This is a genomic window from Niallia sp. RD1, assembly GCF_024219955.1.
Taxonomy (GTDB): domain Bacteria; phylum Bacillota; class Bacilli; order Bacillales; family Cytobacillaceae; genus Niallia; species Niallia alba.
On the sequence record NZ_CP100420.1, the window covers coordinates 441,338 to 467,259 of the forward strand.

Annotated in this window: 21 protein-coding genes, 1 pseudogene and 1 riboswitch; of the genes and pseudogenes, 5 read left to right on the forward strand and 17 right to left on the reverse strand. The window is 35.7% G+C overall.

The window, feature by feature from the left end:
• Positions 1-211: 211 nt before the first annotated feature.
• Together NKG37_RS02190 and galE are read right to left on the reverse strand one after the other, a co-directional pair.
• A complete protein-coding gene (locus NKG37_RS02190) occupies positions 212-601 on the reverse strand; it encodes an SMU1112c/YaeR family gloxylase I-like metalloprotein (RefSeq protein WP_169189145.1) in 390 nt (129 codons plus the stop codon).
• Positions 602-715: 114 nt separating this feature from the next.
• Complete coding sequence (gene galE, locus NKG37_RS02195) at positions 716-1,678, reverse strand: UDP-glucose 4-epimerase GalE (protein ID WP_016202175.1); 963 nt, start codon at positions 1,676-1,678, stop codon at positions 716-718.
• Between the two features lie 443 nt (positions 1,679-2,121).
• Here galE and NKG37_RS02200 point away from each other — a divergent pair, with 443 nt between their 5' ends.
• Positions 2,122-5,730 carry an alpha-amylase family glycosyl hydrolase gene (locus NKG37_RS02200; protein ID WP_254415729.1) on the forward strand — a complete coding sequence of 1,203 codons (3,609 nt, stop codon included), beginning with the start codon at positions 2,122-2,124 and terminating at the stop codon, positions 5,728-5,730.
• A 34-nt stretch (positions 5,731-5,764) separates the two neighbouring features.
• Here the strand turns inward: NKG37_RS02200 and NKG37_RS02205 are convergent, their stop codons facing one another.
• A complete protein-coding gene (locus tag NKG37_RS02205) occupies positions 5,765-6,517 on the reverse strand; it encodes a WecB/TagA/CpsF family glycosyltransferase (protein ID WP_254415730.1) in 753 nt (250 codons plus the stop codon).
• A gap of 261 nt (positions 6,518-6,778) precedes the next feature.
• Positions 6,779-6,865, forward strand: a riboswitch (cyclic di-GMP riboswitch).
• Between the two features lie 24 nt (positions 6,866-6,889).
• Here NKG37_RS02205 and sinI point away from each other — a divergent pair.
• Positions 6,890-7,036 carry a DNA-binding anti-repressor SinI gene (sinI, locus tag NKG37_RS02210; RefSeq protein ID WP_016202172.1) on the forward strand — a complete coding sequence of 49 codons (147 nt, stop codon included), beginning with the start codon at positions 6,890-6,892 and terminating at the stop codon, positions 7,034-7,036.
• 305 nt (positions 7,037-7,341) lie between these two features.
• On the opposite strand, the gene NKG37_RS02215 is transcribed toward sinI, so the two are convergent.
• The 4 genes from NKG37_RS02215 to NKG37_RS02230 all read right to left on the reverse strand — a co-directional run bounded on the left by NKG37_RS02215 (position 7,342) and on the right by NKG37_RS02230 (position 10,530).
• Positions 7,342-7,488 carry a hypothetical protein gene (locus NKG37_RS02215; RefSeq protein WP_156827760.1) on the reverse strand — a complete coding sequence of 49 codons (147 nt, stop codon included), beginning with the start codon at positions 7,486-7,488 and terminating at the stop codon, positions 7,342-7,344.
• A 14-nt stretch (positions 7,489-7,502) separates the two neighbouring features.
• Positions 7,503-7,844 (reverse strand): single-stranded DNA-binding protein, encoded by a 342-nt coding sequence (locus tag NKG37_RS02220; RefSeq protein ID WP_016202171.1) that lies wholly within the window; start codon positions 7,842-7,844, stop codon positions 7,503-7,505.
• Positions 7,845-8,121: 277 nt separating this feature from the next.
• A complete protein-coding gene (locus tag NKG37_RS02225) occupies positions 8,122-9,858 on the reverse strand; it encodes a phospho-sugar mutase (protein ID WP_254415731.1) in 1,737 nt (578 codons plus the stop codon).
• Between the two features lie 165 nt (positions 9,859-10,023).
• Entirely contained in the window at positions 10,024-10,530 is a 507-nt protein-coding gene (locus NKG37_RS02230) for a cupin domain-containing protein (protein ID WP_016202169.1), read from the reverse strand.
• 247 nt (positions 10,531-10,777) lie between these two features.
• Between NKG37_RS02230 and NKG37_RS02235 the strand changes: the two genes are divergently transcribed.
• A complete protein-coding gene (locus NKG37_RS02235; RefSeq protein WP_254415732.1) occupies positions 10,778-12,466 on the forward strand; it encodes a methyl-accepting chemotaxis protein in 1,689 nt (562 codons plus the stop codon).
• Between the two features lie 586 nt (positions 12,467-13,052).
• Here NKG37_RS02235 and NKG37_RS02240 read toward each other — a convergent pair.
• From NKG37_RS02240 to NKG37_RS02280, 9 genes are all read right to left on the reverse strand, one after another.
• Complete coding sequence (locus tag NKG37_RS02240; protein WP_224427724.1) at positions 13,053-13,232, reverse strand: hypothetical protein; 180 nt, start codon at positions 13,230-13,232, stop codon at positions 13,053-13,055.
• A gap of 261 nt (positions 13,233-13,493) precedes the next feature.
• Positions 13,494-13,961, reverse strand: a complete 468-nt coding sequence (gene tnpA / locus NKG37_RS02245; RefSeq protein ID WP_100525941.1) for an IS200/IS605 family transposase — start codon at positions 13,959-13,961, stop codon at positions 13,494-13,496.
• A 194-nt stretch (positions 13,962-14,155) separates the two neighbouring features.
• Positions 14,156-15,628: an MFS transporter gene (locus tag NKG37_RS02250; protein ID WP_016202166.1), complete on the reverse strand. Its 1,473-nt coding sequence runs from the start codon at positions 15,626-15,628 to the stop codon at positions 14,156-14,158.
• Between the two features lie 191 nt (positions 15,629-15,819).
• Entirely contained in the window at positions 15,820-16,443 is a 624-nt protein-coding gene (locus NKG37_RS02255; RefSeq protein ID WP_016202165.1) for a cysteine hydrolase family protein, read from the reverse strand.
• Positions 16,444-16,524: 81 nt separating this feature from the next.
• Complete coding sequence (locus NKG37_RS02260; RefSeq protein WP_016202164.1) at positions 16,525-17,559, reverse strand: ABC transporter substrate-binding protein; 1,035 nt, start codon at positions 17,557-17,559, stop codon at positions 16,525-16,527.
• Positions 17,560-17,616: 57 nt separating this feature from the next.
• On the reverse strand, positions 17,617-18,435 hold the full coding sequence (locus tag NKG37_RS02265; RefSeq protein ID WP_254416350.1) for an ABC transporter permease: 819 nt from the start codon (positions 18,433-18,435) through the stop codon (positions 17,617-17,619).
• Positions 18,436-18,502: 67 nt separating this feature from the next.
• On the reverse strand, positions 18,503-19,273 hold the full coding sequence (locus NKG37_RS02270; RefSeq protein ID WP_101729371.1) for an ABC transporter ATP-binding protein: 771 nt from the start codon (positions 19,271-19,273) through the stop codon (positions 18,503-18,505).
• 164 nt (positions 19,274-19,437) lie between these two features.
• Complete coding sequence (locus NKG37_RS02275; RefSeq protein WP_198013175.1) at positions 19,438-19,779, reverse strand: Na-translocating system protein MpsC family protein; 342 nt, start codon at positions 19,777-19,779, stop codon at positions 19,438-19,440.
• Positions 19,780-20,027: 248 nt separating this feature from the next.
• Positions 20,028-21,467 carry an NAD-dependent succinate-semialdehyde dehydrogenase gene (locus NKG37_RS02280; RefSeq protein ID WP_224427722.1) on the reverse strand — a complete coding sequence of 480 codons (1,440 nt, stop codon included), beginning with the start codon at positions 21,465-21,467 and terminating at the stop codon, positions 20,028-20,030.
• 222 nt (positions 21,468-21,689) lie between these two features.
• Here NKG37_RS02280 and NKG37_RS02285 point away from each other — a divergent pair.
• Together NKG37_RS02285 and NKG37_RS02290 are read left to right on the forward strand one after the other, a co-directional pair.
• Positions 21,690-22,671, forward strand: a pseudogene (locus tag NKG37_RS02285) (IS1595 family transposase).
• A 99-nt stretch (positions 22,672-22,770) separates the two neighbouring features.
• Positions 22,771-22,965 (forward strand): hypothetical protein, encoded by a 195-nt coding sequence (locus NKG37_RS02290; protein ID WP_254415733.1) that lies wholly within the window; start codon positions 22,771-22,773, stop codon positions 22,963-22,965.
• A gap of 339 nt (positions 22,966-23,304) precedes the next feature.
• Here the strand turns inward: NKG37_RS02290 and NKG37_RS02295 are convergent, their stop codons facing one another.
• Positions 23,305-25,557, reverse strand: a complete 2,253-nt coding sequence (locus NKG37_RS02295; protein WP_254415734.1) for a GAP1-N2 domain-containing protein — start codon at positions 25,555-25,557, stop codon at positions 23,305-23,307.
• Between the last annotated feature and the right edge of the window lie 365 nt (positions 25,558-25,922).

Here is a 25,922-nt window from a genome sequence, read left to right on the forward strand (position 1 = left end):
AATACTTGTCAGCTTTTGTTGATAATTTTAGTGTTTTCAATGAAATTAAACGCGGTATATAAATACTATAAGATATTTCATATTAAAAAGAGGAGGTTTCACAATGAAAATAAAAGTACGTAGTTGGCGTTCATTAACTACCCAAGACAAGCTTTTTATTTTAAAAACAATTAGTAGCCTTTCTCAATATAAAGGGAAAAGCCTATAATATTTAAGCCTCATATAGTTCAATTGGTAACCCATCAGGATCTGCAAAAAAGGAAAACTTTTTGGCTGTAATTGGATCAATCCGAATTTCTTCAACTGTAATATTGCTCGATTGTAAATATTGTACAGTTTCTTCTATGTTATTCACTTCAAATGCAATATGACGTAAGCCAGCAGCCTCAGGATAACTTGGTCTTTCCTTTGGATTAGGAAAAGAAAAAAGTTCAATTTGATAAATATCATTTACTAAAAGGTCTAGCTTATATGAGTCTCTTTCTTCTCTGTATACTTCGTTTAGTGGTTTAAAACCTAATAGATCAACATAAAATTGTTTAGAAACTTCGTAATTACTACAGATAATTGCTATATGATGAATACGATTTACATTAAACATTTTTTAGCTCCCTTTGTGTTAAATACGATTGCTGAGACAAGCTATCCAACCTAAAATAAGACCGGAGTGTTAGAAAAAAGCGAAGAAATTGTATTGATTCCTTCGCCTTCAGTATTATTTATTATGCCATTTCCAAGCACTTTCAATAATTGTCTCTAAGCCTCTTTCTGCTTTCCAGCCAAGTTCGCTGAATATTTTATCTGAAGAAGCAACTAATCTTGCTGGGTCTCCTGCTCTTCTATCACCAAGAATTACGTTCGCTTTTTCACCAGTAACCTTTTCACACATTTCAATTACTTGTTTTACAGAATAGCCCACCCCATTGCCAAGATTATAGGTTTCTGCTTTCTTTGTTCCATTTAATAGGGCGTCTAATGCAGCTATATGAGCATTTGCTAAATCTGTTACATGGATATAATCGCGAATACAAGTCCCATCTTCTGTTGGATAATCTGTACCAAAGACAGAGATAGACTCTCTTTCTCCCAATAATTGCTGTAAGATAATCGGAATTAAATGTGTTTCCGGATCATGATTTTCGCCGATTTCGCCTGATACATGAGCACCTGCGGCATTGAAATAACGTAATACTACATAATTAAGTCCATAAGCTGCATGAAAATCAGCTAAAATTTGTTCTACCATTAATTTTGATCTTCCATACGGATTAATAGGGGAAGTTTCTGATTTTTCTACAATTATTTCCTCCTTCGGAATTCCATATGTAGCCGCAGTAGATGAGAATATAAAGTTTTTAACATTATGTTTTAACATGACATTTAATAATGTTAATGTATTAGCAACATTATTCTCATAATACTTATACGGATCTTGAACAGATTCACCTACTAGACTAAAAGCAGCAAAATGCATGACTGCTTTAATTGGATACTTCGAAAAAATGGATTCTAAGTCCTCCACATTTCCTAAATCACCTTTTACGAAAACTGCACGAGAATCAACAGCTTCCTCATGTCCGGTAGCAAGATTATCTAGTACTACCACTTCTTCCTTTTCCACTAATTCTTTGACTAGATGGCTACCAATATAGCCAGCTCCACCTACTACTAAAATCATAAGAATAATTCTCCTTTAAATTACAATTTAAATTCTTTCCTATTTTATCACATCTTTTACATTTATTATTCTTATAAGAAGTTTAATATAATAACTTAAAAAGAAAAACCTATATTGATACCTTACTCTGTCAGATAAAAATTAAAATAATCTAGTCATTATATCACTTTTTCTCATATTAAAAACTACAAAAACTATTGTCAAAAACCGAAAAACATAGTATCTTTAAAAAGAATCAGCAGAAAACGTTTTCAACAATTAAATTCAACCATCTTCTTTTTTTGCTATTTTGCGCAAACGTTTTCACAAACCTTTTCATCATGACTTCACTTTCTCGATAAATACCTTTATTTTCTTAGCGCAATCGTTTTCTTGGAAACAATACATAGGTAGCAACAGAAGTCATTCTGTTTCTCATAAAAAAATGGAAAGGAGAATGTTTTTTGAAAACGAAAAAACATCCTTATCTCGCACTATGTTTAATTTTTCTTCTTATTTTCAGCAGCTTTGGAGGCTATCTTCCAAGTAAAAAAGCACAAGCAGATAGTTTACTAGATTCCCCTATCCTTACTGCTGATAAGTCCGTGCAGTTTTTCTATGATAATGCAGCTGCAAAGGAAGTTAAAGTGGCAGGAAGCTTTACGGATTGGCAAAATGGAGCATTATCAATGGAACAGGATGCTGATAATCGATGGTCGCTTACCGTTCCGAATCTCGCAGCAGGTGTCTATCAATATAAGTTTATCGTGGACAATGAATGGATAACAGATCCAGCCAATGAAAAGATAGAAAATGGAAACAGTACCTTCGTTGTTCCCGGCTTAAATCTTGATTTAATTCCTGTGAAGGTTGAAAAAAATAAAGCCTATCCATTAGAAGCAACACTAGTAAACAAAGATGGCAGTGTGCAGAACGAAACGCAGCTAACTTGGTCACTGAAAGACAAAGTTGAAGGTGTCGAGCTTGTGGATGGACAACTAAAAGTGCATGACAATGCAAAAGCAAATGAATCCTTTACCCTTCTTGCTGAAAAAGATGGGGAAAAAGCAGAAAAGAAAATCGAGATTGTTGGAAGCATGTATACGTACAATATAAACTATTATCGTTTCGATGAAGACTATACGAAATGGGATTTATGGATTTTTAACAGTGGCATACCTGATAATGGCTTTCCTTTTACGAAGGATGTTACAAATGATTATACGTTTATAAATGGAACTTATTCTTTTCCAGAAAACGAGATAACCATTATCCCCCGCAAAGGAAACTGGGAAGCACAAGATGCGCAAAATACAATTGTTGTTGCTGATGGCAAACAAGATACTGAAGCATGGATAATTGAAGGATTAGAAACTGTTTTTTACTCGAAAGAAGAAGCTATTAAAGCCATTGATAAGTTAAAGGGCGGTAATTATGAACGACGACATATTCAATTTATGTATGATCGACCTGATTCAGATTACAAGGATTGGCATATATGGGTTTGGGGAACTGGTGTAAAAGATGATCAAATCGATTTCGATCAAAATCTCCATGGCATGGCGACTGCAACGATTAATGTAAGTGAAGCAACGCAAAACGTTGGATTTATTTTACGAAAGGGTGAGAATTGGGATACTGCTATTAAAGAAGGTAATGGAGACCGTTATATTCCTCTAAATAAAACAGATTTAATAACGAAGGTTTATGTAACTAGTGGTCAAGAGGATCTTTATATTGTCCCTGAAGTTACTGGTCCTGTTTTGGAAAACGGAAATGCCACATTCTACTACAGAGACAAAGATTTATTTGCTAAAAATGAAATGGACAAAATCGAGCAAGTAGAACTTCAATACAATGGAAAACGTTATAAGATGGCGAATGAAACAAAGAATGAACGTTTTTCCTATACGATAGAAAATATTCCAGAAGGAACGCATCCTTATTCATTCTTTGTCACAATTGATGGGATAGAAACAGAGGTTACTGATCCTTACAATACAGTCGATGGAAAGTCCCTTCTCGCTTATGAAAAAGCAGATTTAAATATACTTGCGAATATCTATCCACAAGAAGCTACTTATAACGACAATGCAGTACTAACGGTTGATTGGAAAACAAACAAGAATACAGCTATTAGAGAAGTTTATGCTGATTTACGAACAATTGGTGGAAAAGAAAAAGTAGCGATTGATCCACAATTAAAGGAACTAACCATTGCTATTGACCAAAATACAACTACTGGACCAAAAGAAATTCCAGTATATATTATCGATCAGTATGGCAACACTCATACAGAAAAAGCAGAAATCACCATTAAAGCAAGACACTCAGTAGGAAAAGATGATTTTGACTGGGATGAGGCAAGAATATACTTTATGCTTACCGATCGATTCTTTGATGGAGATACATCCAACAATGATCCGTACGGTATTGGCTATGATACGAGTAAACCTGGAACCTATCACGGTGGAGACTTTAAGGGCATAACGAAAAAGTTAGATTACCTCGAAAACCTTGGAATTAATACAATATGGATTAATCCTATAGTAGAAAATATCCAGTACGATGTTCGCAATGAAGATCCAGAAACCCCTTATTATGCGTACCATGGATATTGGGCTAGTAATTTTGAAAAGTTAAATCCTCATTTTGGATCAATGGAAGATTTTCATGAGCTAATTGATGCAGCCCATGATCGTGGGATAAAAATTATGGTTGATGTTGTCGTAAACCATGCCGGCTATGGTTTAAAAGCAAGTGATGCAGTAAATGATGGAAAAATCGCCAACTTCCCTACATCGGAAGATCGAAATCGTTTTGCTGGAATGTTCCGTGATGGTGGCACAGATACTGTACAAGGGGAACTATCTGGACTACCTGATTTCTTAACCGAAAATCCAGAAGTACGAAAACAAATTGTAGATTGGCAAACTAGCTGGATTGAAAAATCAAAAACAGCGAAAGGCAACACGATCGATTACTTCCGTGTCGATACAGTCAAGCACGTTGAAAATACAACATGGATGAGCTTCAAAAATGAATTATCAAAAATTATGCCAAGCTTTAAATTAATTGGAGAAGCTTGGGGAGCACAGGTAAATGATGATCAAGGCTATTTAAATAGTGGCATGATGGATTCCTTATTAGATTTCGATTTCAAATATTTAGCACGTGATTTTGCAAATGGCGATATAGAGCGTGTCCAACTTGCATTAGAGGAAAGAAATAATAAGCTTTCAAATACAGGAACATTAGGCCAATTTTTAGGTAGTCATGATGAAGATGGATTTTTAGAATCTGTTGGTGGTGACATAGGAAAGCTTAAACTTGCAGCAGCTCTCCAAATTACTTCCAAAGGTCAACCTGTCATTTACTATGGAGAAGAGCTTGGACTGTCAGGAGCAAATAATTACCCTTACTATGATAACCGTTATAGTATTGATTGGAATTTAACACAAAACAATGATGTCCTATCACACTATACAAAACTATTAAATGCTAGAAAAGAATACTCCAGCGTATTTTCAAAAGGAACTCGTGCTCAAGTAACGGGGAGTGATGAAGAAGGTTATTCTGTATTTAAACGTGAATACTCCAATCAGCAAGTTTTTGTGGGATTAAATACGAAAGAAACAGCAAATGAAGTAACTTTTGAAGTTCCATTTGCTAAGGAAGCAGTAGATTTATATTCTGGAAAGACATATCCTATTAGTGAAAATAAAATTACGATAAGCCTTCCTTCTAGAGAAGACGGTGGAACTATTCTATTAGTCGATGCTGATGAGAAAGAGCCAACTCAGCCTACTGAACCAGAAACACCACCTACTTCTGGAGAAACAGATTCGGAAACACCACCGCCTGCTTCTGGTGGTAACGATGTTAAAACACCAGGCTCGGAGGATTCAAAGCAAGTCACAGAATCATCAAGTAATCCAAACAAAGGAAAAGGAGAATCACTTCCTAATACTGCTACAGGTACTTATAACCTTCTTTTAATTGGGTTAAGTCTCCTGCTAATTGGGGCAATTGTATTTCTAGTACAAAAAAGGAAAAAGCGAACAGCTAATTAACAGAGAAAAAATACCTGACAAGGAGTTTTCCTTATCAGGTATTTTTCTCTGTTTTTCTTTGCTTATAAATAGAATAGAAAAAAGCGAAATGCCCCACGAAATTTCGTTTCCATAATCTTCTCGGCTCTTTTCCCATTCGATATAGCCATTCGAGACGAAGGTCGCGAAAAATTTTAGGAGCTCTTGTAACTTCACCGGAAGAAAAGTCGATAAAAGCACCTACAGCCATTGTAATCGTGCTCTCAAGCTTTGATCGATGTTCCTTAATCCACTGTTCTTGTAGCGGCATTCCAAATCCTACTAAAAGGATATCTGCTTTACTCTTATTAATTTCTTCAATTATATTTTCTGTGGTTTCTTTCGGAAAATATCCATCCTGACAGCCTACAAAAAGGATATTATTATATTTTTCTTGAAGGCGTTCTTGTGCCTTTTGGGCAACACCAGGTTTCGCTCCTAAAAGAAAGACACGATATTGGTTACCCTTCTCTTCGTTTAAAGATTGAAATAATGCTGGAATTAAATCAGTGCCATTTAAATTCTCTTTAAAAGAAAATCCAAAAAACTTTGCTCCCATTTCGATACCGATTCCATCATTTAACAACAAATCAGCATTATTCAGTATGTCAAGATATGCTGAATCCTTTTGCGCAATATTGTATCCATGATCATTTAGGAAAAAAATATCCGAAGCTATTTTCTTCGCTAGTTTTTCTTTTATATAAGTAATAGCTTCCTCCGAGCTTAAAATATTTACTTTTACATTTCCTAACCATTTCTTATCCATTATGTATCCCCTAATGAAAAAATTTTAAAAAAGCCCCTTTCTATTATATAAAAATTGTCTGCTAGAAACAATTCGAGCTAGAAATAGTTACTCTAAAAGCAGTAGAATACTGCGGACTTGTCCTAACTCTTTTGCTTCTGCCGACTATATTTGCTTTCCGAATAATTAATTACTATAGATATGTTGGAATATGTCGAAACATTGTTTATGAAAAAGTTGTTAACTTTTGAACAATAGTGATAAAATTTAAATAGTACAATTATCAGATAAAGGCAAACCATCTGAAAAGGTGGGACGCAAAGCTTCAGGTCTAAGGTAGATTTATACTATGATGGCTAGGCCACCTTATATTCTATAAGGAGGTTAATTATCATGATTAATTTGTTTCCCACCAAAGTTTCAAAAGAAAGTAATTTGGACAATGAATGGATATCGCTCATAATGGAGGCAAAAGAACAAGGCTTTACGCAAGAAGAAGTTCGGGCTGTACTAACAATACTAGAAAAAGTCGATTGGTAAAATATCAGAATATTCGATAATTATAGCGATTCATCCTTAATAGGAAATTTCTTTATTAAGGATGTTTTTTCTTTCTCTTCTCTACGTTGATAACCTTCTGTATTATCCTTCCCCTTAAATCCTTACTAGAATTTTCCGTATTTATTATTGAACTACCAGCAAACAAAAAAGTGCCACAAAGGCACTTAAATAATGGGGAATATAATCGGAGTGTGTATTGATTCTTTCTAATAAAGATTGATTGTTTCAAAGAGGAGTTTTGAAACGAAAAGATAATAGTGTGAGTAGTGTATAGAATGAAAGTCTTAAGATGCTGAGGAAGTACGAGTGATTTTTTCGGTGTAAATAATATGTTCTAATTGTTTGATTCTTACATTGCATTGCTCTAATTTTTCATTTGTCTTTGCCTGCATTTTAATTAATGTAACCATTACATCTGGCACATTATTCACAATTTTTTCCTCCTTTATGGAATGGTTTGTTCCACTTTTTTCGGGTCCAAGAAACGAACAGATTCTGCAATAACTTCGGTCACATAAACTTTTTTTTGCTCCTGATTTTCATAATTTCTTGTCTGAATTCTTCCAACGATTCCTACTAAAGATCCCTTATGACAATACTGTGCTGTATTTTCTGCTACTTTATTCCAAAATATGCACTGGACAAAATCAGCCTCGTAGTTACCAGCTTGATTTTTATAGTTTCTATTAACTGCGACAATAACATGGACGATAGATGTACCCTCTTGTGTTACTCGCAATTCTGGATCTTTCGTTAGTCGCCCGACTAAAGTAACTTGATTAATCATCTTTTCCCTCCTTTCTCTACTAAATTAGTAAAATCATACTATGAATTTCAGCAAATGGAAAATGTCAAAAATTCAATTTTGGGGAGTGTTTACATATAGAAAACTTAAGTTTCGTCTAGGCGATTTTTGAACTTTAGGGCAATAAAACGCTCTAAAACTCAATTTTTGCATTTTTAAATTTTTCCAATAAAAAACTCCTTCAGAATGTCTAGACTGAGAATGACTTCTCTTTACTAACACATTCCTTGAAGGAGTTTTTTATTATTAATCTGATGAATTATTTGTTATATCCATCGATTACAGCGTTCACTTGCTCCATTACGCCTGTCTTCAATGCTTCTAGTTTACTAGAACTTTCTTCTAAGGAAGGGCTATTCACACTAAAGTAGAACTTTGCCTTTGGTTCAGTTCCAGATGGGCGCAAGCAGAACCAAGAACCGTCTTCTAAATAGTATTTGATCACATTGGATTTAGGTAAATCAATCAATGTTTCTGTTAGACCTTCTTGACGTTGACTTGTTAAATAGTCTTCTACTGCAACTACATTTAAGCCATTTATTTCTTTGATTGGAGCCTTACGGAATGTATCCATAATATAAGCTATTTGTTCTGCTCCATCTTTTCCTTTTAACGTTAATGACTCTAAACCTTCTTGATAGAAGCCATACTTTTCAAAAATTTCTAGTAATCCTTCATAAAGCGTTAAGCCTTTTGCTTTATAATAAGCAGCAACCTCTGCCGCAAAAATAGCAGATTGAACAGCGTCTTTATCACGAACAAAATCACCGATTAAATAGCCATAGCTTTCTTCATATCCGAAAAGGAAAGTATGCTCATGTGTTTGTTCAAATTCTTGAATTTTTTCGCCAATAAATTTGAATCCTGTTAATGTATCGATTGTTGGAATGCCATAGGACTTAGCAATCGTGCGGCCAATCTCAGAGGTAACGATTGTTTTAATAACCACACCATTTTCTGGCAGGATCCCTTTCGCTTTTTTCTCGGATAATAAGTATTCTAGCATTAATGCACCTAATTGATTTCCTGTAAGAACGGTGTATTCGCCACTTAAATCCTTCACAGCAACCCCTAGTCTATCTGCATCTGGATCTGTAGCAAGGAGAACATCTGCATCGATTTCTTTTCCATAACGAATCGCAATTTCAAAAGCTGCATGCTCTTCTGGGTTTGGCGATTTTACTGTAGAAAAGTTAGAATCAGGTAATTCTTGTTCTTTTACGACTGTTACATTTTCAAATCCAAATGCTTCTAATCCTGCACGAACTGGCTTGTTTCCTGTACCATGTAGTGGAGTAAAGACAATTTTTAAATCTTTTGCTTCTGGCAAACGATTTAATTGGATCGTTTTTAATTGTTCAACATAGGCAGCATCCACATCTGCACCAATATATGTTAATAGGCCTTTTTCTAATAGTTCTTTTTCTTCTAAAACCTCTATCGTTAGCTCGTCTTCGACTGCATTTACATATTTAATAATGATATCTGCAGCCTCAGGAGGAAGTTGTCCACCATCTTCTCCGTAAGCTTTAAATCCATTGTACTCAGGAGGATTGTGACTAGCGGTAATCACTACTCCCGCGAATGTATTTAAGTATCTTACAGCAAAAGATAATGCAGGTGTAGGACGAAGCTCTTCAAATACATAGGACTTAATTCCAAGCTTACCGACTACTTTCGCAACTTCTAATGCAAATTCTGGAGACTGATGACGGGAATCATATGCAATAGCTACCCCACGATTCATCGCTTTTTCCCCTTGTTCTACTATGTATTTCCCTAATCCTTCAGCTGCCTTACGAACAGTATAGATATTCATGCGATTAATACCAGGCCCTAATTCTCCACGCATACCACCAGTACCGAATTCTAGGTGCTTATAAAAACTGTCCTCCAGCAACTTATCAGATGTTTGTAATTCTGTTAGTTGCGCTTTTAAGTTAGCTTCTAATCCTGCAAAACTTGTCCATTTTTCTACGATTTGTTTATAAACCATTGTCGCTGTTCTCCCACCTTTAAATTAATGTAACTATCTATCTTTACATTACCTAAAATATGTATATAAGTAAAGATTTTTTAAAACCCATCATTGTGGAACCCTCCTCCCTGATTAGGTCTTAATACTCACATTACTAAGGGTCCCATCAACATTTTATGCTAATTATTTTTGTCTCCACATCTTTGCAAGTGGACCACTTTCCCCATAGACTGGATCCGCTTCAGGAAAAATTGCGTTTTCTATTTCCTCTTGTACACCGTTTAAATCTTCCTCTACATCTTTTTTGATATTATAATCTTCCCCACTCGGATAGGCACCGATGACTTGAAAATCTGGTGAAGCTGATAATTTCTTATGACCAGTTCCAGCTGGAAGTAGCAAGATATCTCCACTCTTTACAATAAGCTTAGAGCCTCCTTCCCCTCCTATTTGTAGTAAAGCAGAGCCTTTTTTAATCCCAAGAACTTCATGTGCATTACTATGATAATGATGATATGGAAAAACTCCATTCGTCCAACTATTTTTCCAATTATTATAATGAAAAACTTTTTCGATATTTTCTTCCTTATTTTCCATTGCCTTCTTGTAATGAAGTGCTGGTAAATATGGGTGGTTAGGTATATACCTATTTTGTTCAAAATAATACATTGTAATATCTGGATTAGCCATGTATGCACACCTCTCTATCTGTTGTGATATTACTATATACCCTCCTTCTTCTTAAATCATTCCTTTGTTTCTATATCTATGAACTTGCACCATTATTTTCAATAATTACCACTTTTCTTTTAATTCCGACTTTTACCTTTCTACTACAAACAAGGAAATTTCCGCCGATATAATTCGATGTTCCTATGTTTGGGAGCTAATTAAAGCACCTTAACAAAAATGTTTTATCAAAAGAAAGGAGAATAGAATGAGAATATCCATTAAACATAAATTATCTGTAAGTTTTTTGATTGTTTCCATTTTATTTATCATACTGTCTTATTATTCTTATAAAAGTACAAAGGAAACAGTAGAAACATATGATTACCTAATCGAAACAGTTACAGAACTGCGCTCTATTTCAGAACAAATTAAAACGAATGCAGCGAGACAAATCTCCTACTTAAGGGGGTATTTTGTCTACTCTACGCCTAGTTTCAAAAACAGATTCAATGGTGCTAGCAGTAATATCAATACCTTTGTTGACAAGGGGGTAGAAATTTCCGCTGACGGAGATATAGAAAAACGATTAACGGAATTAGCGGCTTTAAACAAAGAACTTACACATAAAGGAAACGCACTGATGAACAGCAATAGCCCTTCTCAATCTGCTTTAGATGAGGTTACTGCTCTATCAGATACTTTGTCGGATCAGGCTGATATTTTAAATAATTTGCTTACAAATGATATTTTGAAGCCAGAAATTGAAAATGCCCAGAGAGAGTCTGAACAAAGAATGTTTCTTGTTGTAATTTTTAGTGCAATAGTAACTGCTATCTCATTGACGATTGGTTTCATTCAATCTTCACTTATTACGAAACCGATTCAAAAATTACAAACAAATATGCAGAAGGTTGCAAAAGGAGATTTACATACAGCTAAATTCTCTATTAAAGCCAAAGATGAAATTTATCATTTAAATGAAGCTTTTGAACAAATGAAAGACAATTTATCAAAAATGATTTCTAATATGTCGGAGAGCTCAAATATGGTAGCAGCATCAGCTGAACAATTACATGCAAGTGCAGAACAATCAAGCAATGCCTCTACTACGATAGCCTCTTCCATTCAGTCGATTGCTGAGAGCAATGAGCATACACTTGGGAAAATTTCTGATAATGCCCTTGCCTTGGATTCAATCTTAAGCGGAGTAGAGGCGATAAAAGACCGTTCCCATTACGTCTCTTCATTATCGCAAGTTGCCTTTACGAATGCAGAACAGGGGACAAAGCAAATTCATGATAATTTAACGCAAATGGAGTTCATTTATGATTCTGTTCAGCGTTCCAATTCGATTATTGCTTCCCTAGCGGAGCGTTCAAATGAAATTGGAAAAATGATTGAATTAATAAGCAATATCGCTAATCAAACTAATCTGTTAGCGTTGAATGCAGCAATCGAGGCGGCTAGAGCAGGAGAAAACGGAAAAGGATTTGCTGTTGTAGCAGATGAAGTGCGGAAATTAGCGGAGCAGTCACAAGCTTCCACACAAGATATTTCGCAATCCTTACAGGGAATTCAACAAGATACATCAGAAGCAGTCACGATGTTAAACGAGACATTAGATCGAGCGAAGACAGGAGTAAGTATATCAACAAATACTGTTGAATCCTTCTCCACGATTGTAACAAACACGCAAAAAGTAGCTCCAGCCATAGAAGAAGTTGCCCAAACGGTGGCTACGATCACGACACAGATCAAAGACGTCGTAAGGGTTGCTAATGAGATTGCCCTTCTTTCTAAAGAAAACGGGAGCAGTACAGAAGAAGTCGCTGCCTCTACAGAAGAACAAATGGCATCTATGGAAGAAATTAAAGCTTCTGCTGAATCCTTATCCAGTATGGCAGAAGAATTAATGGAAATTGTGTCCCAGTTTAATCAAAAAGAAGAAATTTAAATTTTAATGTTAAGGAGAGTATAGAATAATCTGGTTGATTGTTCTATACTCTTTTTTTGGGTGTGAGAAATTTAACTCGATTGGGTTAGCTGATTTAACTTGATTTTGGCTGATATGCCGATTGGGTTGGCTGATATATTTTGATTTTGGCTGATATCCCGATTGGGTTGGCTGATATACTTTGATTTTGGCTGATATCCCGATTGGGTTGGCTGATATATTTTGATTTTGGCTGATATCCCGATGCGGTTGGCTGATATACTTTGATTTTGGCTGATATCCCGATTGGGTTGGCTGATTTACTTTGATTTTGGCTGATATCCCGATTGGGTTGGCTGATATATTTTGATTTTGGCTGATATCTCGATTGGGTTGGCTGATTTACTTTGATTTTGGCTGATATCTCGATGCGGTTGGCTGATATATTTTGATTTTGGCTGATATCCCGATTGGGTTGGCTGATATATTTTGATTTTGGCTGATATCCCGATGCGGTTGGCTGATATACTTTGATTTTGGCTGATATCCCGATTGGGTTGGCTGATATACTTTGATTTTGGCTGATATCTCGATTGGGTTGGCTGATTTACTTTGATTTTGGCTGATATCTCGATTGGGTTGGCTGATATATTTTGATTTTGGCTGATATACTTTGATTTTGGCTGATATCCCGATGCGGTTGGCTGATATACTTTGATTTTGGCTGATATCTCGATTGGGTTGGCTGATTTAACTTCTTTTTGACTCCTATCTCCATATATTTCACTGATTTAACTTCTTTTTGACTCCTATCTCCATATATTTCACTGATTTAACTTCTTTTTGACTCCTATCTCCATATATTTCACTAATATAACTTCTTTTTGGCTGATATCTCGATGCGTTTATCTAATCAAAACCACCAGTGTGAACTGGTGGTTTGCTCTGCGGCTAAAAGCCTCTCTTACCGGCCTCGGCCTTAAAGGCCCACTGAAAAGGTTTCCCTTCTGCACCACATTCACTCACCAATTCTAAAGAATTTCTTTATTTACTTCCGATTTTTCTCACCCGTGAACGGATCGAATTCTTCGAACAAAGTTAGCTGATCAGCCATATAATCTTCTTTCAGCTGATTTCTTATATATTCTTGTATTTGTTTCTTATTTCTCCCCACGGTATCAACGTAGAAACCACGACACCAAAATTTACGATTCCCATAGCGATATTTCAAATTCGCATGTCGATCAAATATCATCAGGCTACTTTTTCCTTTTAGGTAACCCATGAACTGCGATACACTTAATTTTGGTGGAATACTAACCAACATATGGATATGATCCGGACAGGCATTTGCTTCATGTATAATGACACCTTTTCTTTCACATAGCTCTCTTATGATTTGTCCTATACTCTTTTTGTATTTGCCATAAATAATTTGCCTTCTGTATTTTGGGGCAAAGACTATGTGATACTTACAATTCCATGTTGTATGTGCTAAACTGTTCATGTCCTTCATAAGGGCATACCTCCTTCTTGCGTGAGATAAAGTGGTCGGGAAACCAACTTTATCCTACCATGAAAGGAGGTTTTTTTGTTACCTCGCTATAAGCTCTCCGGAACCCCCGGCATAGCCAGGGGTTTTCGAAACCATCAAATAATATTTATTTATTGAAGCATAAATAAAAAAAACAGCTTTACACAAACAAGTCTTTAAAAAATTCCCTCTGCATCTCGTTCTTTTCTTCGAAATACCGAATAAAGAAAATAAATACCAATCAACACTAGAAGAATAAATAAAAGTAAAAATAAATAATGAAATCCTAACATCACTGCCTCAAATTCTGAGCGCCTAGTATCATTCATCCAATCGGTTATCGTTCCGTCTAACCATGTATTCATAAAGGTAATCGCAAGTGCTGTTCCGATTACCATTCCTATATTTCTAAGCAAAGCAATCGTACTGCTCATCATTCCTAAATATTGCAGGGGCACATATAGCATCATAATACTGTAATTAGGTGAGGTTAAAATCCCCATAGAAAAGCCTAATAAGCTAAGCAAAATAATTAAAGTGGATAAAGATGTCCCAGGAGATAAAAAGCTTAAACCTAGCATCGTAATACACAACAGTCCTAAGCCGACAACTACTACCTTTGCTCCTCCAAACTTGTCTGATAAAGATCCACTGATTGGTCCAAGAACAGCAAGAAACAAAGGATAGCACATCAATAATAGCCCCGATTGCTCGGCAGAAAATCCCAAAACACCCCTTAAATAAAATGGCAAAATAACAGTGGAAGCAAATGCAGCACAATAGCTTGCCATTAATATTAATCCACCTGCTTTAACAATCGGAGATGAAAAAATCGATGGCTGTATAAATGGGTACTCTTCTTTCTTGCTATGGAAAAAAAAGAAAAGAAAACAGGCAACACTGACACAAGCTATTACTAATAAATATACCTTATAAACGCCTTCTCCAATCGAATTAAGTACAAAAACAAAAGTTACGATTCCCACACCAAAATAGATGCTTCCTTTGTAATCAAAGCTAGAATTTTCAAAGCTTCGATCCATTGGAACAAATTTTTGCGCTAAAAAATATGCCCCAATACTTATTGGCACCACAGTCCAAAATAAGCTATGCCACGAAAAAGCTTCAATGAAAAAACCACCAACAGATGGACCTAATAATGCACCAATCCCAACAGAGGTACTAATAATCCCAAGCGCCTTTCCACGATGTTTTTCTGGATAAGCATCTGTAACAATCGCCATATTAACTGCTTGGAGCATAGCAGCACCACTGCCTTGGATTACTCTTGCAATAATTAACAGAGGAATATTGAAAGATAGAGCTGCTCCACATGCTCCCACTGCAAAAATAAGATAACCAAGATTATGTATACGTTTCTTGCCAAACTGATCAGCTAGTTTCCCCATTAGAGGTAAAAATAACATAATCGATAGAAGGTAGCCATTGACAATCCATTGTGTAACGGAAAGCTTTGCAGAAAAGTCTATTGATATATCTGTTAAGGCAATATTGACAAATCCAGCAGAAAAATGGGACAAAAATGCCCCAGTACAGACAGATATCAATAAAAGTATGGATTGGAATTTATGGTCCTCCGCTTTGGTGCCATCCCTAGCCTCGAAATAAGTTACTTTGTTTTTTACCATTCGAATCATCCTTTATGATGGTGAACATCTGTGTTCTCTATAATATGACGTTCAACTATTCTCTCATAGTTGGTAATATCCTTTCATACCGCTAAATCTACAATATTCCTATGGGAGGAATGGGAGCTTCTTGCCTTCACCCACTTTCGGCAGAAATCAAGTCTATTCCACTCCATCCATTCACAATAAAATCATTCGCTTCCTACTGGTAAAGCATGAATAGATTTAACAACTTCTTTACTTGTAGCAACTGTTCCAAAGAATTGATTGATTGTTTGCAAAGTCATATCATGTGCCTCTTTTGAGAAGGCGGCAGTACAATCAGATAAGAAAATAACATCATAATCAAGCATAAAGCCGTCTCTTGCTGTTGATTCCACACAAATATTTGTACTAACACCTGCCATTAAAAGAGTTTGGATTTTCAAAGCTCTCAATACGGAATCCAATCTTGTATTAATAAATGCACTATATCTATGTTTTATCACGATTACATCTTTATTCTCTGGTTCTAATTGATAAAATTCTGCTCCCCACGTATCCTTTCTGCAAAGGTTCTTCTGATTTTTTCCTTTTAATCGTTTAATCCACGTTTCTGAATCGGTACTATCCTCATGGATGGTTTGAATATAAATAATGGGGACATTTATTTCTTTCATGGAAGTAATCATGCTTTTCAGATTTGGCATCATTTCATCCACCATAGATACATCCAAATCCTGTTTAGCTAAACTTCCTTCTTTATGACAATAATCATTCTGAACATCAACAATTAGTAGAGCACTATGTTTAGGATCCCATTCCAGCTGATTCATCCATTTCATCCTTTCCAGACAATTTCATTTTCGTGATTTTTACCTCATTCCATATGCCTTCTTTTCAAAAATGATTACCAGTTATTTAGAAAGCTCCTCCACAAATTGCATGTCAATTAATTCATCATAGCTATATCCATTTGTATAAACGCCTGTTTTTTCGACAACCTCCATTGGTTTTGCAAGGGCTTCTTCGGAAATAAATCCATCTTTACTCCAAAGGCTATCTGCATATGCTCGATCAAGTGAAGCCTTCAAGCTTTCTTCTGTAGTAGAAGGAAATTCCTGTTTTAAAATTTCCATTGCTAACTCATGATCCTCATCTATCGCCTTTAGTCCTTTCATCACAGCTCTTACAAAGCTTTTTACCGTCTCTGGTTGTTCTTCTATTGTCGACTTTTTTACACTTAATACAGAATAGGGATAATCGCCGAGACTGGCAAAGCTGTAAAATGGTTCAGCCCAGACTCCCTTATTTATTCCTTCTGTAATCTGGGGTTCTGCTCCATTTGCTATATCTGCTTGCCCTGATTCTACTAATGAAACGACAGCACTTGCATCTGCTGGTTCTTCTAGTTTGACGTCTTTTTCAGGATCTAATCCTACATCCATTATTAACCATCGAGTTAGTAAATTGGGGCTTCCTCCGAAACGTCCCGCTGCAATTGTTTTCCCTTTTAAATAGTCAGCAAGGCCCTCCTTACTAGTATTTGCTATTGTTTGATCTGTATCCGCCATTAAATATACATTGGCTCGATTTACGACATTTACTACCGAAACAATTGGATCAGAGTTCCCTGTGTTTGCCATTTGATTCGATTCTGGACCACCGATATTTCCCCAGGCATCACCACTAACTACAGAAGTAACATGAGCGCCACCTGTTGCTGTAATTACTTCGACCTCAAGCCCCTCTTCCTCAAAAAAACCTTCTCGAATCGCTGCATATAAAGGCAAGTAGCCTATTAAGTGAACCGGCTCTGCAATGACAAGCTTCTTTGTTCCATTTCCAGACGATTTTTCTTCACTTGCTCCTTTGGTTGACGAACATCCACTCAAAATCATTAAAAGAAGTAACAGATAAACTCCAACTTTAAAGTGACCACTCTTTTTCATGTGAACTCTCCCCCTATATGCACACTTTTTATATACATTTGATAAAGCTAATAGCATTTATTCTCTAATTCGATTTCCTCTCAATAAGCGTTTTTCTAACCAAACGGTGCCTCCATACATAAGTACAGATAATATAGATAAAACAACAACTCCTACCCAAACTAAATTTATATTCATAATCTGGCCAGCATATAAAATCATGCGGCCGATTCCTTGTCTTGAACTAATAAATTCACCTACAATTGTCCCAGCTAAGGCTAAAGCAATATTGATTTTTAAGCTGCTGACAATCCATGGCATTGCTGATGGAATAACGACTTTCATGAAAATATGATATTTTTTCGCTCCGAGGGAAAAGAGCATCTTTTCTAAATCAGCATCAACACTTTTTACCCCACTATGTGCAGCTATCGCTGTTACAATAACGGTCATCATAAGTGCTAAAACCACTTTTGAACTAAAACCAATCCCAAAAAGAATAACTAAAACAGGAGCTAACGCTAGTTTTGGTATGGCATTAAAGGCAACTAAATAAGGCTCGGCTATTTTTGCATAAAAATAAGACCACCAAAAAGATAATCCAAGCAACGCACCAAAAAATGTCCCTAAAAGAAAGCCGATAATAGTAGCACCTGAAGTATATATAAGATCACTCCATAAAGTTCCTTCCGTAAAGGCAATAACGGCTGTTTCCCATATAATCGTCGGGCTACTCCAATAATAAGAATCGATTACTTTCCACTTCGCCAGCAGTTCCCAAAACATAAAAAAGAGGATCCCTATTAAAATCTGCCCAATAATAGTTATTCGCTTTCTCCTTTTCTCCTTCAGCTCTTCATCCTCCATAATAACGGGAAATACTTCTACCTCTTGCATTTTTAGCTCCTGCTGGAAGATGATTTGCTCTGAATTGTCGCGCATATTTATTCCTCCTACCCTACATTTATTTTTCTAGCAGAACTTCTTCCTTTAATAACGCAAATAAATGCTGTTTCAAATCAATAAATGCTGGCTGTAATAACGTATTTTCATTTCTTGGTCTTGGTAAATGTACCTCTACCTTTTCTTTTATTCGTCCAGGTCTTGGAGATAACACATAGATTTCATCTGACAAATATATCGCTTCATCAATATCATGGGTCACAAACAGAATCGTTTTCTTAAAATCAGTCCAAATCTGGAGCAACCATGTTTGCATCAATAATCGTGTCTGTGCATCTAAAGCACCAAATGGTTCATCGAGCAAAATAATATCTTGGTCATATAAAAGTGTGCGTAATAATGCAGCTCTTTGTCTCATTCCGCCAGATAATTCATCTGGATAATGATGTTCAAATCCCTCTAACCCGTATTTTTGAAGAAGCGGCATTGCTCGTTCAACTGCTTCTTTCCTACTCACCCCCTTGATTTCCAATCCTAAAATCACATTTTGTAAAATACTTCTCCACGGTAGAAGTAAATCTTTTTGAAGCATATAGCCTACATTTCCATTTTTGCCGACAATATTTTTGCCATCGAGGAGAATCTCACCACTTGTGGGTTTAATTAGACCAGCAATAATATTAAATAATGTCGATTTTCCACATCCACTTGGACCAATTAAGCTGATAAATTTTCCTTCTGTGATTTTCAAATTGGCATCCTTTAAGGCCACTACTTCCTTTCCTTCTTTTTTAAAAATCTTATTCGTATGGCGAACTTCTAGTTTATACATAAATGAGCTCCCTTCCATTAAGAATATTGTTCTCTTTAAATACACCACGTTAATTTTCATTGCTTGAACTTGCTAATCCCAATAAAAAAAACCGCCAGAATTTCCTGAGTGTTATAACTCAGTGTAATTCTGACGGTTTTCCTGCTCTCTTGTAAGGAGTTCATTTAACCAGCCAAATAGGATTCAATTTTCTTGTCCAAGACGATAATCGTTCCACTTATTTCTTTCATGGAATCATAATCCTTTAATATTAACTGCACGTTAAAGTGTAGTTTTTCCTCTAAGTTACGCAAAAGCAACTCCTTGTATTTGTCAATTAGTAGACGATCAATGATCTCCGCTAGGCTATCACTTGAACTTTCGATAATTTCCAGTACAGGGATACGCTTATGCTTAGCAATAATGATAATTTTATTATCCATTAAACTAATCTGCTGTTCGGTTAGACCAACTTTAAAAATCAATTGATTTACAAGATTGTTTTCCCTCATGATGCTTTGTTTCAATTCTCCTAGTGTTCTTGGTAGTTGATCAACTAATATAATTATCCCCCCCAATAGATATAGCAGAACGAATGAGTCATTCCTTTGCCTATCAAATGCTCCAAGCACATAAGCAAAACTTAATCTACTTGTATAAAAAATAGAATATTCTGTTTATTGGATAATACCATATCTTTGTACGACTTTCTTTCATTTTGTCAGATTTTCTTACTCTATTTTTTATAGCAGATTGTAAAAACCAGGTAAACTACTTAGATGTCAAGTTCTAAAGAAAGGAATTTATATTCTAAATAGTCCTCTAATCCATATTTTCCACCTTCACGGCCCACTCCAGATTCTTTTACTCCGCCAAATGGTGCTTGCGCAGTAGTAGGTACTGGATCATTGATACCAATTATTCCATATTCAAGTCCTTCAGACATTCTAAAGACTCGAGATACATCTTTTGTATAAAAATATGCTGCTAATCCATAGGAAGTATCATTGGCTAAGCGTAATGCTTCCTCTTCTGTATCAAATTCAAAAATTGGCGCTACCGGTCCGAATGTTTCTTCTGTCGCAATTTTCATCTCGTGGGTGGCATGTAATAAAATCGTCGGTTCATAGAAATGACCTTTTTCAAACATTTCGCCTGCTGGTTTTTTTCCTCCATATACTACTTGAGCCCCTTTATTAATAGAATCTTGAATATGATCCTCTGTTTTCGCAACAGCTGCTTCATTAATAAGTGGTCCAATTGTTACTTCCGGCTGCAGACCATTTCCAACAACCAATTTCTTCATTTTTGTTACCAAGATATCAGCAAAACGCTCTGCAATTGTTTTCTGAGCATAAATGCGATTGGTGCATATACATGTCTGTCCTGCATTACGGAACTTACTTGCAATAACACCTTCAGCTGCTTTTTCTAAATCAGCATCCTCGAAAATAATAAAAGGAGCATGTCCACCCAGCTCCATTGAAATCTTCTTCATCGTTGCAGACGCTTTTGCTGCTAGCTCTTTTCCAACTTTTGTTGAGCCTGTAAAGGTTATTTTTCTTACTTCTTGTCTTTCCATCATCGCATCTCCAATGGAAGCTGCATCACCGTGGACTAAATTCAACACTCCTTTTGGCAGTCCGACTTCATGAAATACCTTCATTACCTCGATTGCTGTTAAAGGAGTCGATTCAGCTGGTTTCAAAACAACCGTACACCCTGCAGCCAGTGCTGGAGCAATTTTTCTGGCAAGCATAGCAATTGGAAAATTCCATGGTGTAATCGCACCAACTACACCTACCGGCTGTCTTAATACAATAATCCGCTTTGTTTCAGAACTAGCAGGAATCGTATCACCATAGATTCGTTTTCCTTCTTCGGCATACCATTCCAGATAATCAGCAGCTAAGTTAATCTCACCCTTTGATTCTGCAATCGGTTTTCCCATTTCAGTCGTAATGATTCTTGCTAATTCCTCTGTTTTTTCCCGGAGCTTATCTGCTACCGTTTTTAAATAGTTAGAACGTTCTTTAGCTGTTTTCTTCGCCCATAAAGGTAGCGCACTACTTGCTGCATCGATCGCCAGATGTCCGTCTTCTCTTCCTCCTCTTGCTACATGTTCAATAACTTCTCCTGTAGCTGGATTATAGACAGAATAAGACTCCCCTGAGACTGAATGACGCCATTCCCCATTCATATACTGCATTTTCATTCTCCTTTCTCCAATGTTGTTTTCTTATCATAACAAAGATTTTCGCTAATTCCACTTGATTAGCTTTGTCTCGACATACAATTAAATTTAGATTACGACTCTTATAAAAAAAACAGAGCATCTTTTTTTAAGGCTCTGTTTAAGGTAAATGTTGATATTTGATACCTGTCGCAAATCTTGATATAATCAACACAAGAACAAACATTCGGGGAGGTTATCAAGGTGAGCAAAGCGTTTAGCAACTTGTTAAAGCATATAGACAAATTACCACACCCAAAAAGAACAAGTGTATCAATGGGTTAAACGCTATGTTGACCCTTCTTCCTCGGCTGGTGGTCGGTTAATCAATGAAATGAGGGACACGTTGTTCGGTTCGGCAAAGTTAAGGGTCATCAACGGTATCGTTGCAAAAGTTGCAGAAAGACCTTTACAGATACAACTAATACAGTTCTTTATCGCACACGAAAAGGTAACGAATGGATTACATTTGTTGATTGTATGTTCAAAGGATATTCCCTACGAAAATCGGCTGACATCGTTGGGGTAACTTGGGTTACGCTTTTTTACTGGCGGCATAAACTACTGACTGCTTTAAAACAAATGGATGTTGAACATTTTTGAAGGTATCGTTGAAATTGACGAGACCTATTTCCTATACTCTCAAAAGGGGCAACGTGGCATCGCTGACCGTAAACCTCGCAAACGTGGCGGTAAATCCAAGCTCAGAGGAATCAGCCACGAACAGGTTTGTGTTCTCGTTGCCAGAGACCGAACTAAATCAACTATCTCCAAAGTTGCCTGTATGGGGCGTATTGTAAAACCGAAAGTCGATGCCTTGATTGGTTCTAAACTTTCAAACGAGAATGTGATTGTAACCGATGCGTGGAGAGCCTATAAAACCTATGCAAAAGAAAAAGGTTTAGAGCATTATCGGATAAAATCTGATAATGGAAAACACGTTATTAAGGGCTTATATCACATCCAGAACGTCAATGGTCTCCATTCTCGTTTAAAACAATGGATAAATCGCTTTAAAGGTGTGGCTACGAAATATCTTGATAATTACCTTGCTTGGTTGTTATTTGTCGATAGTCGTAGTAACGAAAGCACTAATCAACATTTAAAAGAGTTCCTATTAACATCATTTGTGTTTGAAATGACTGACACATATGATAGTTTGAGGCTATCAAAATTTAATGTGTAGCCCTTATTCAATTAACGAAGTAGAAATTACAAAAATTTACAAAATTATCACATTTTTCTGTTACAATTGGAACGTGAATAGATGAAAGGAGGTAGTATCTTGAAAAAACAAAAAGAATTTTATCCAATAATTTTAACTTTAGTATTGTTCTTAGTTGCACTACTTGTTTTCTTTGTCTTTAATGGTCGGATATTCCCAAATATTAATCTATGGATTCCCATTTTCTTATATATTTTGATAGATGTAGGATTTATTGTGTCTTTAATATTGGGAATCAAAAAAATAAGACTGTAAAAGTATTCAGTATCCTTTCAAACATTGCATTTATGATACCACTATCAATATGGTTATTTCTGTTACTATTGGCAAATGGAATTTCTGAACCATAGAAAATTAAAATTGAGGAAACCCGAACGAGTTTCCTCAATTTTTATTGAATTATCAACATTAAAATTTAACAGAGCCTTTTTTAAAGAATACTCTGTCTTTCCATTAATGCACATAAAGTGAAACTTCCATCAGTAGGGGTTTGCCTTCCTCCCCACTGATGGTTAGTTGAACCAATCGGACCTTTACGGACAGTTGATCTTCCACCTATCTTCCTCGTATTCTCCTAAGCTTGAGGGGGGAGTTTTACTGTCCGTTAAAAGTGGTATAAAAATACGCTACAACACCAAGAATGACAACTACTATCAAAAGCACTCCGTATTTCCGAAAGAATTTCACTCCTGGATTTGCGGTTTGTTCGCGCACCTCTTTTAATAGTTTTTTCAAGGATTGTGAACGAATGCTTGCTAATTCTCTCTTCATTTCTTTTTTCTTCCAAATAGAATTTCGATCAGTGATTAAATAATTTTTTAAGGCATGACTGAATCTTGGACTTGTTCCAAATTTTTTCAGCGACCATTCAATATAATTAAGCATTTCATCCTCAGAGCCGTATATAGCAATATAAGAAAATACTTGACGATGTTCGACACCTTCCATTCCGCCTGGGAATAGAAGCAGAAATCGTTCATATGGTTTAAATAAACCATTTTCTTTTATAATATCCTGGGCTAATTCACATGCTTTCGCTGTAATTGGCGCACTTGCCATCCGAAAAACATATTGTGTTTGTTCAAACGCTAGATAAAAGTAGGTATACAGTAACTCTAGTACTTCAAACTTTTCTTTTTCCCAGCCCTTTATCTCAAAGCTACGTTCCTCTTTCTCGAGTAAAAATATCTCTCCAAAATGTTTAACATCTGCAAGATTTACTTTTTCTAACTGTAATTGCACTAAAAGCTGTCCCTTTACATCAGGCAGCACCATGCGTTTATACGATTCAAAAGGAAGGGATCTTTGAAAATAGGTAACTATTTCAAAAACAATAGAAATAGGATGGCTATTTTTTTTGACCTCATACACAAGTCTATTTTTCGTTGATTTTAAGAAAGTGCCGTTGTGCTCAAAAGAAGAATTAATTTGCAATAAATTTTTTATATTAATCAATACTTTTGATAAGGAATGCTGAAAACTAAATTGATGCTTTAAATAATCCTCAATGATCTCCGCATAAGAAAAAATATCGCTCATATAAGATAAAACTTGCTGATACGTATCTGGATACTTCTCCAGTATCTGCCATAGTGATTGACAGACAGCTTCTCCTTCATAGTAGGCAATCGTTTTAACTATAAATTCAACAACATCGACATGTTCTACTACCTTTTGAATCTCCAAAACTAATTTCAGATAGTCCTGAACAATGGAAGCATCTTTCATCAGCTCTTCTCTATGCAGCACTTGTTTGAAAATATGTACGAGTTCAAGCTTTTCCCGATGTTTTTTTTGAAGAAAAACTAACAGCATTTCTAGGGTAGCAACTTTATCATTATCGTAAAAATAATAATCTAGCTTTTCCATATAAAATAAGAGAAATAAGCTATTATACGTTTGAATCGTTAGTTTTGTCTGTTTATCCAAGCCTTTTAAGGCCCGTTCACAATAAATGAAAAATTCGTCAAGCTCTGTCGCTGTTACAAGGGCTTCATAGGCAAAATGAAGATAATCATGTTCTTCTTCCTTGAAATTCAAACCATTAATTTTATCCTGGCTTAAATCAAAAGTAAATTGATTTTCCACTGCTTTATTTCTGAGACGAATTGATCCTTGTTCTACAAACATCACATGAACATTCTCCATAATCTCTGGCTCATTATGAAAAGTGGTCGCACCAAACAACCTTCTTGTTTCATAGGGCATATAAAGAAATAGCAATTCCAATAGCCACATTGCATATTTATGTTGCATATCATGTGAAGCTTGAAACGATATATATACTCTTTTGTTTTCGGCAACAGCAGTAATACAAGCAAACAATAGTTCTTTGAATTTCTTTTCATCTAGTTGCAAAACATGAAACAGTTCTTGCTTTTTAGCAAATATATTTTCCTTCGTATATGCGAGATGCTCTATTTCTTCTAGTTCTTCCTTTAAATGCTCTGTATCTTCCAAGCCGTAAAAATGTTCGATGTGAAAGATTTTGGATGAGTGATGGATCCATTCCTCTTTTCGAATAGCCGGAATAATATAATTATGTACAAAAAGACGGTTCTTTTGTTTCGCGCTTTCTGCAGGGGCAAAATTTGCTTTTCCTAGCACTAATTCACCTGTTTCAGGCTGTATAAATGTAAATAGCGGCGGATAGGCAGCTATTTCTTTTTCGCCACTTTTCTTTAAGTCACTTGGTATGTGATAAGTATTAATAGGATTTAAATATTTTTTTACGAACCTTTCATTAACATTCGGCGAGACGGCAATTGTATCAAACCCATCACCTGTAAGAAAAAGACCTTTACTATCCTTCGTTACTATTTGTTGTTGTATCAGGCTTTTTCCCATTAGCCTCTCTCCTTTCTTTCTCCCTTTAAGCAATTTTTTTAGTTTATATAGGGGAGGTATTAAATAAAATGTTTATATTCATCACTATAATTACTATTTTCAATATAAAGAGAAACTTCCATTCCTCTCATTCTTTAATTTAGGTTTTAGAAAAATAAAAAAACAGCTAATACCTGTATTATACAGGCATGCTGTTTTTTTAAAAACCAACTTCGCTACACTTTTCAAATAAATATAGAAATTCTTTTCTTAAATCCATAAATCATCGAAAAAATTCCACAACCTAAAAGTTTTAAATCAGATTAGCACTATCGCTCTATCTATTCTCCTCCATATGCTACTGAATATTCTTGATAGAACAAGAA

What these genes read in the sequence shown, in the direction of transcription:
- NKG37_RS02190 (WP_169189145.1), bottom strand. Translation starts at nt 601, where the DNA reads ATGTTTAATGTAAATCGTATTCATCATATAGCAATTATCTGTAGTAAT.
- galE (WP_016202175.1), bottom strand. Translation starts at nt 1,678, where the DNA reads ATGATTTTAGTAGTAGGTGGAGCTGGCTATATTGGTAGCCATCTAGTC.
- NKG37_RS02205 (WP_254415730.1), bottom strand. Translation starts at nt 6,517, where the DNA reads ATGGATAAGAAATGGTTAGGAAATGTAAAAGTAAATATTTTAAGCTCG.
- sinI (WP_016202172.1), top strand. Translation starts at nt 6,890, where the DNA reads ATGATTAATTTGTTTCCCACCAAAGTTTCAAAAGAAAGTAATTTGGAC.
- NKG37_RS02220 (WP_016202171.1), bottom strand. Translation starts at nt 7,844, where the DNA reads ATGATTAATCAAGTTACTTTAGTCGGGCGACTAACGAAAGATCCAGAA.
- NKG37_RS02225 (WP_254415731.1), bottom strand. Translation starts at nt 9,858, where the DNA reads ATGGTTTATAAACAAATCGTAGAAAAATGGACAAGTTTTGCAGGATTA.
- NKG37_RS02230 (WP_016202169.1), bottom strand. Translation starts at nt 10,530, where the DNA reads ATGGCTAATCCAGATATTACAATGTATTATTTTGAACAAAATAGGTAT.
- NKG37_RS02235 (WP_254415732.1), top strand. Translation starts at nt 10,778, where the DNA reads ATGAGAATATCCATTAAACATAAATTATCTGTAAGTTTTTTGATTGTT.
- tnpA (WP_100525941.1), bottom strand. Translation starts at nt 13,961, where the DNA reads ATGAAGGACATGAACAGTTTAGCACATACAACATGGAATTGTAAGTAT.
- NKG37_RS02250 (WP_016202166.1), bottom strand. Translation starts at nt 15,628, where the DNA reads ATGGTAAAAAACAAAGTAACTTATTTCGAGGCTAGGGATGGCACCAAA.
- NKG37_RS02255 (WP_016202165.1), bottom strand. Translation starts at nt 16,443, where the DNA reads ATGAATCAGCTGGAATGGGATCCTAAACATAGTGCTCTACTAATTGTT.
- NKG37_RS02260 (WP_016202164.1), bottom strand. Translation starts at nt 17,559, where the DNA reads ATGAAAAAGAGTGGTCACTTTAAAGTTGGAGTTTATCTGTTACTTCTT.
- NKG37_RS02265 (WP_254416350.1), bottom strand. Translation starts at nt 18,435, where the DNA reads ATGCAAGAGGTAGAAGTATTTCCCGTTATTATGGAGGATGAAGAGCTG.
- NKG37_RS02270 (WP_101729371.1), bottom strand. Translation starts at nt 19,273, where the DNA reads ATGTATAAACTAGAAGTTCGCCATACGAATAAGATTTTTAAAAAAGAA.
- NKG37_RS02280 (WP_224427722.1), bottom strand. Translation starts at nt 21,467, where the DNA reads ATGAAAATGCAGTATATGAATGGGGAATGGCGTCATTCAGTCTCAGGG.
- NKG37_RS02295 (WP_254415734.1), bottom strand. Translation starts at nt 25,557, where the DNA reads ATGGGAAAAAGCCTGATACAACAACAAATAGTAACGAAGGATAGTAAA.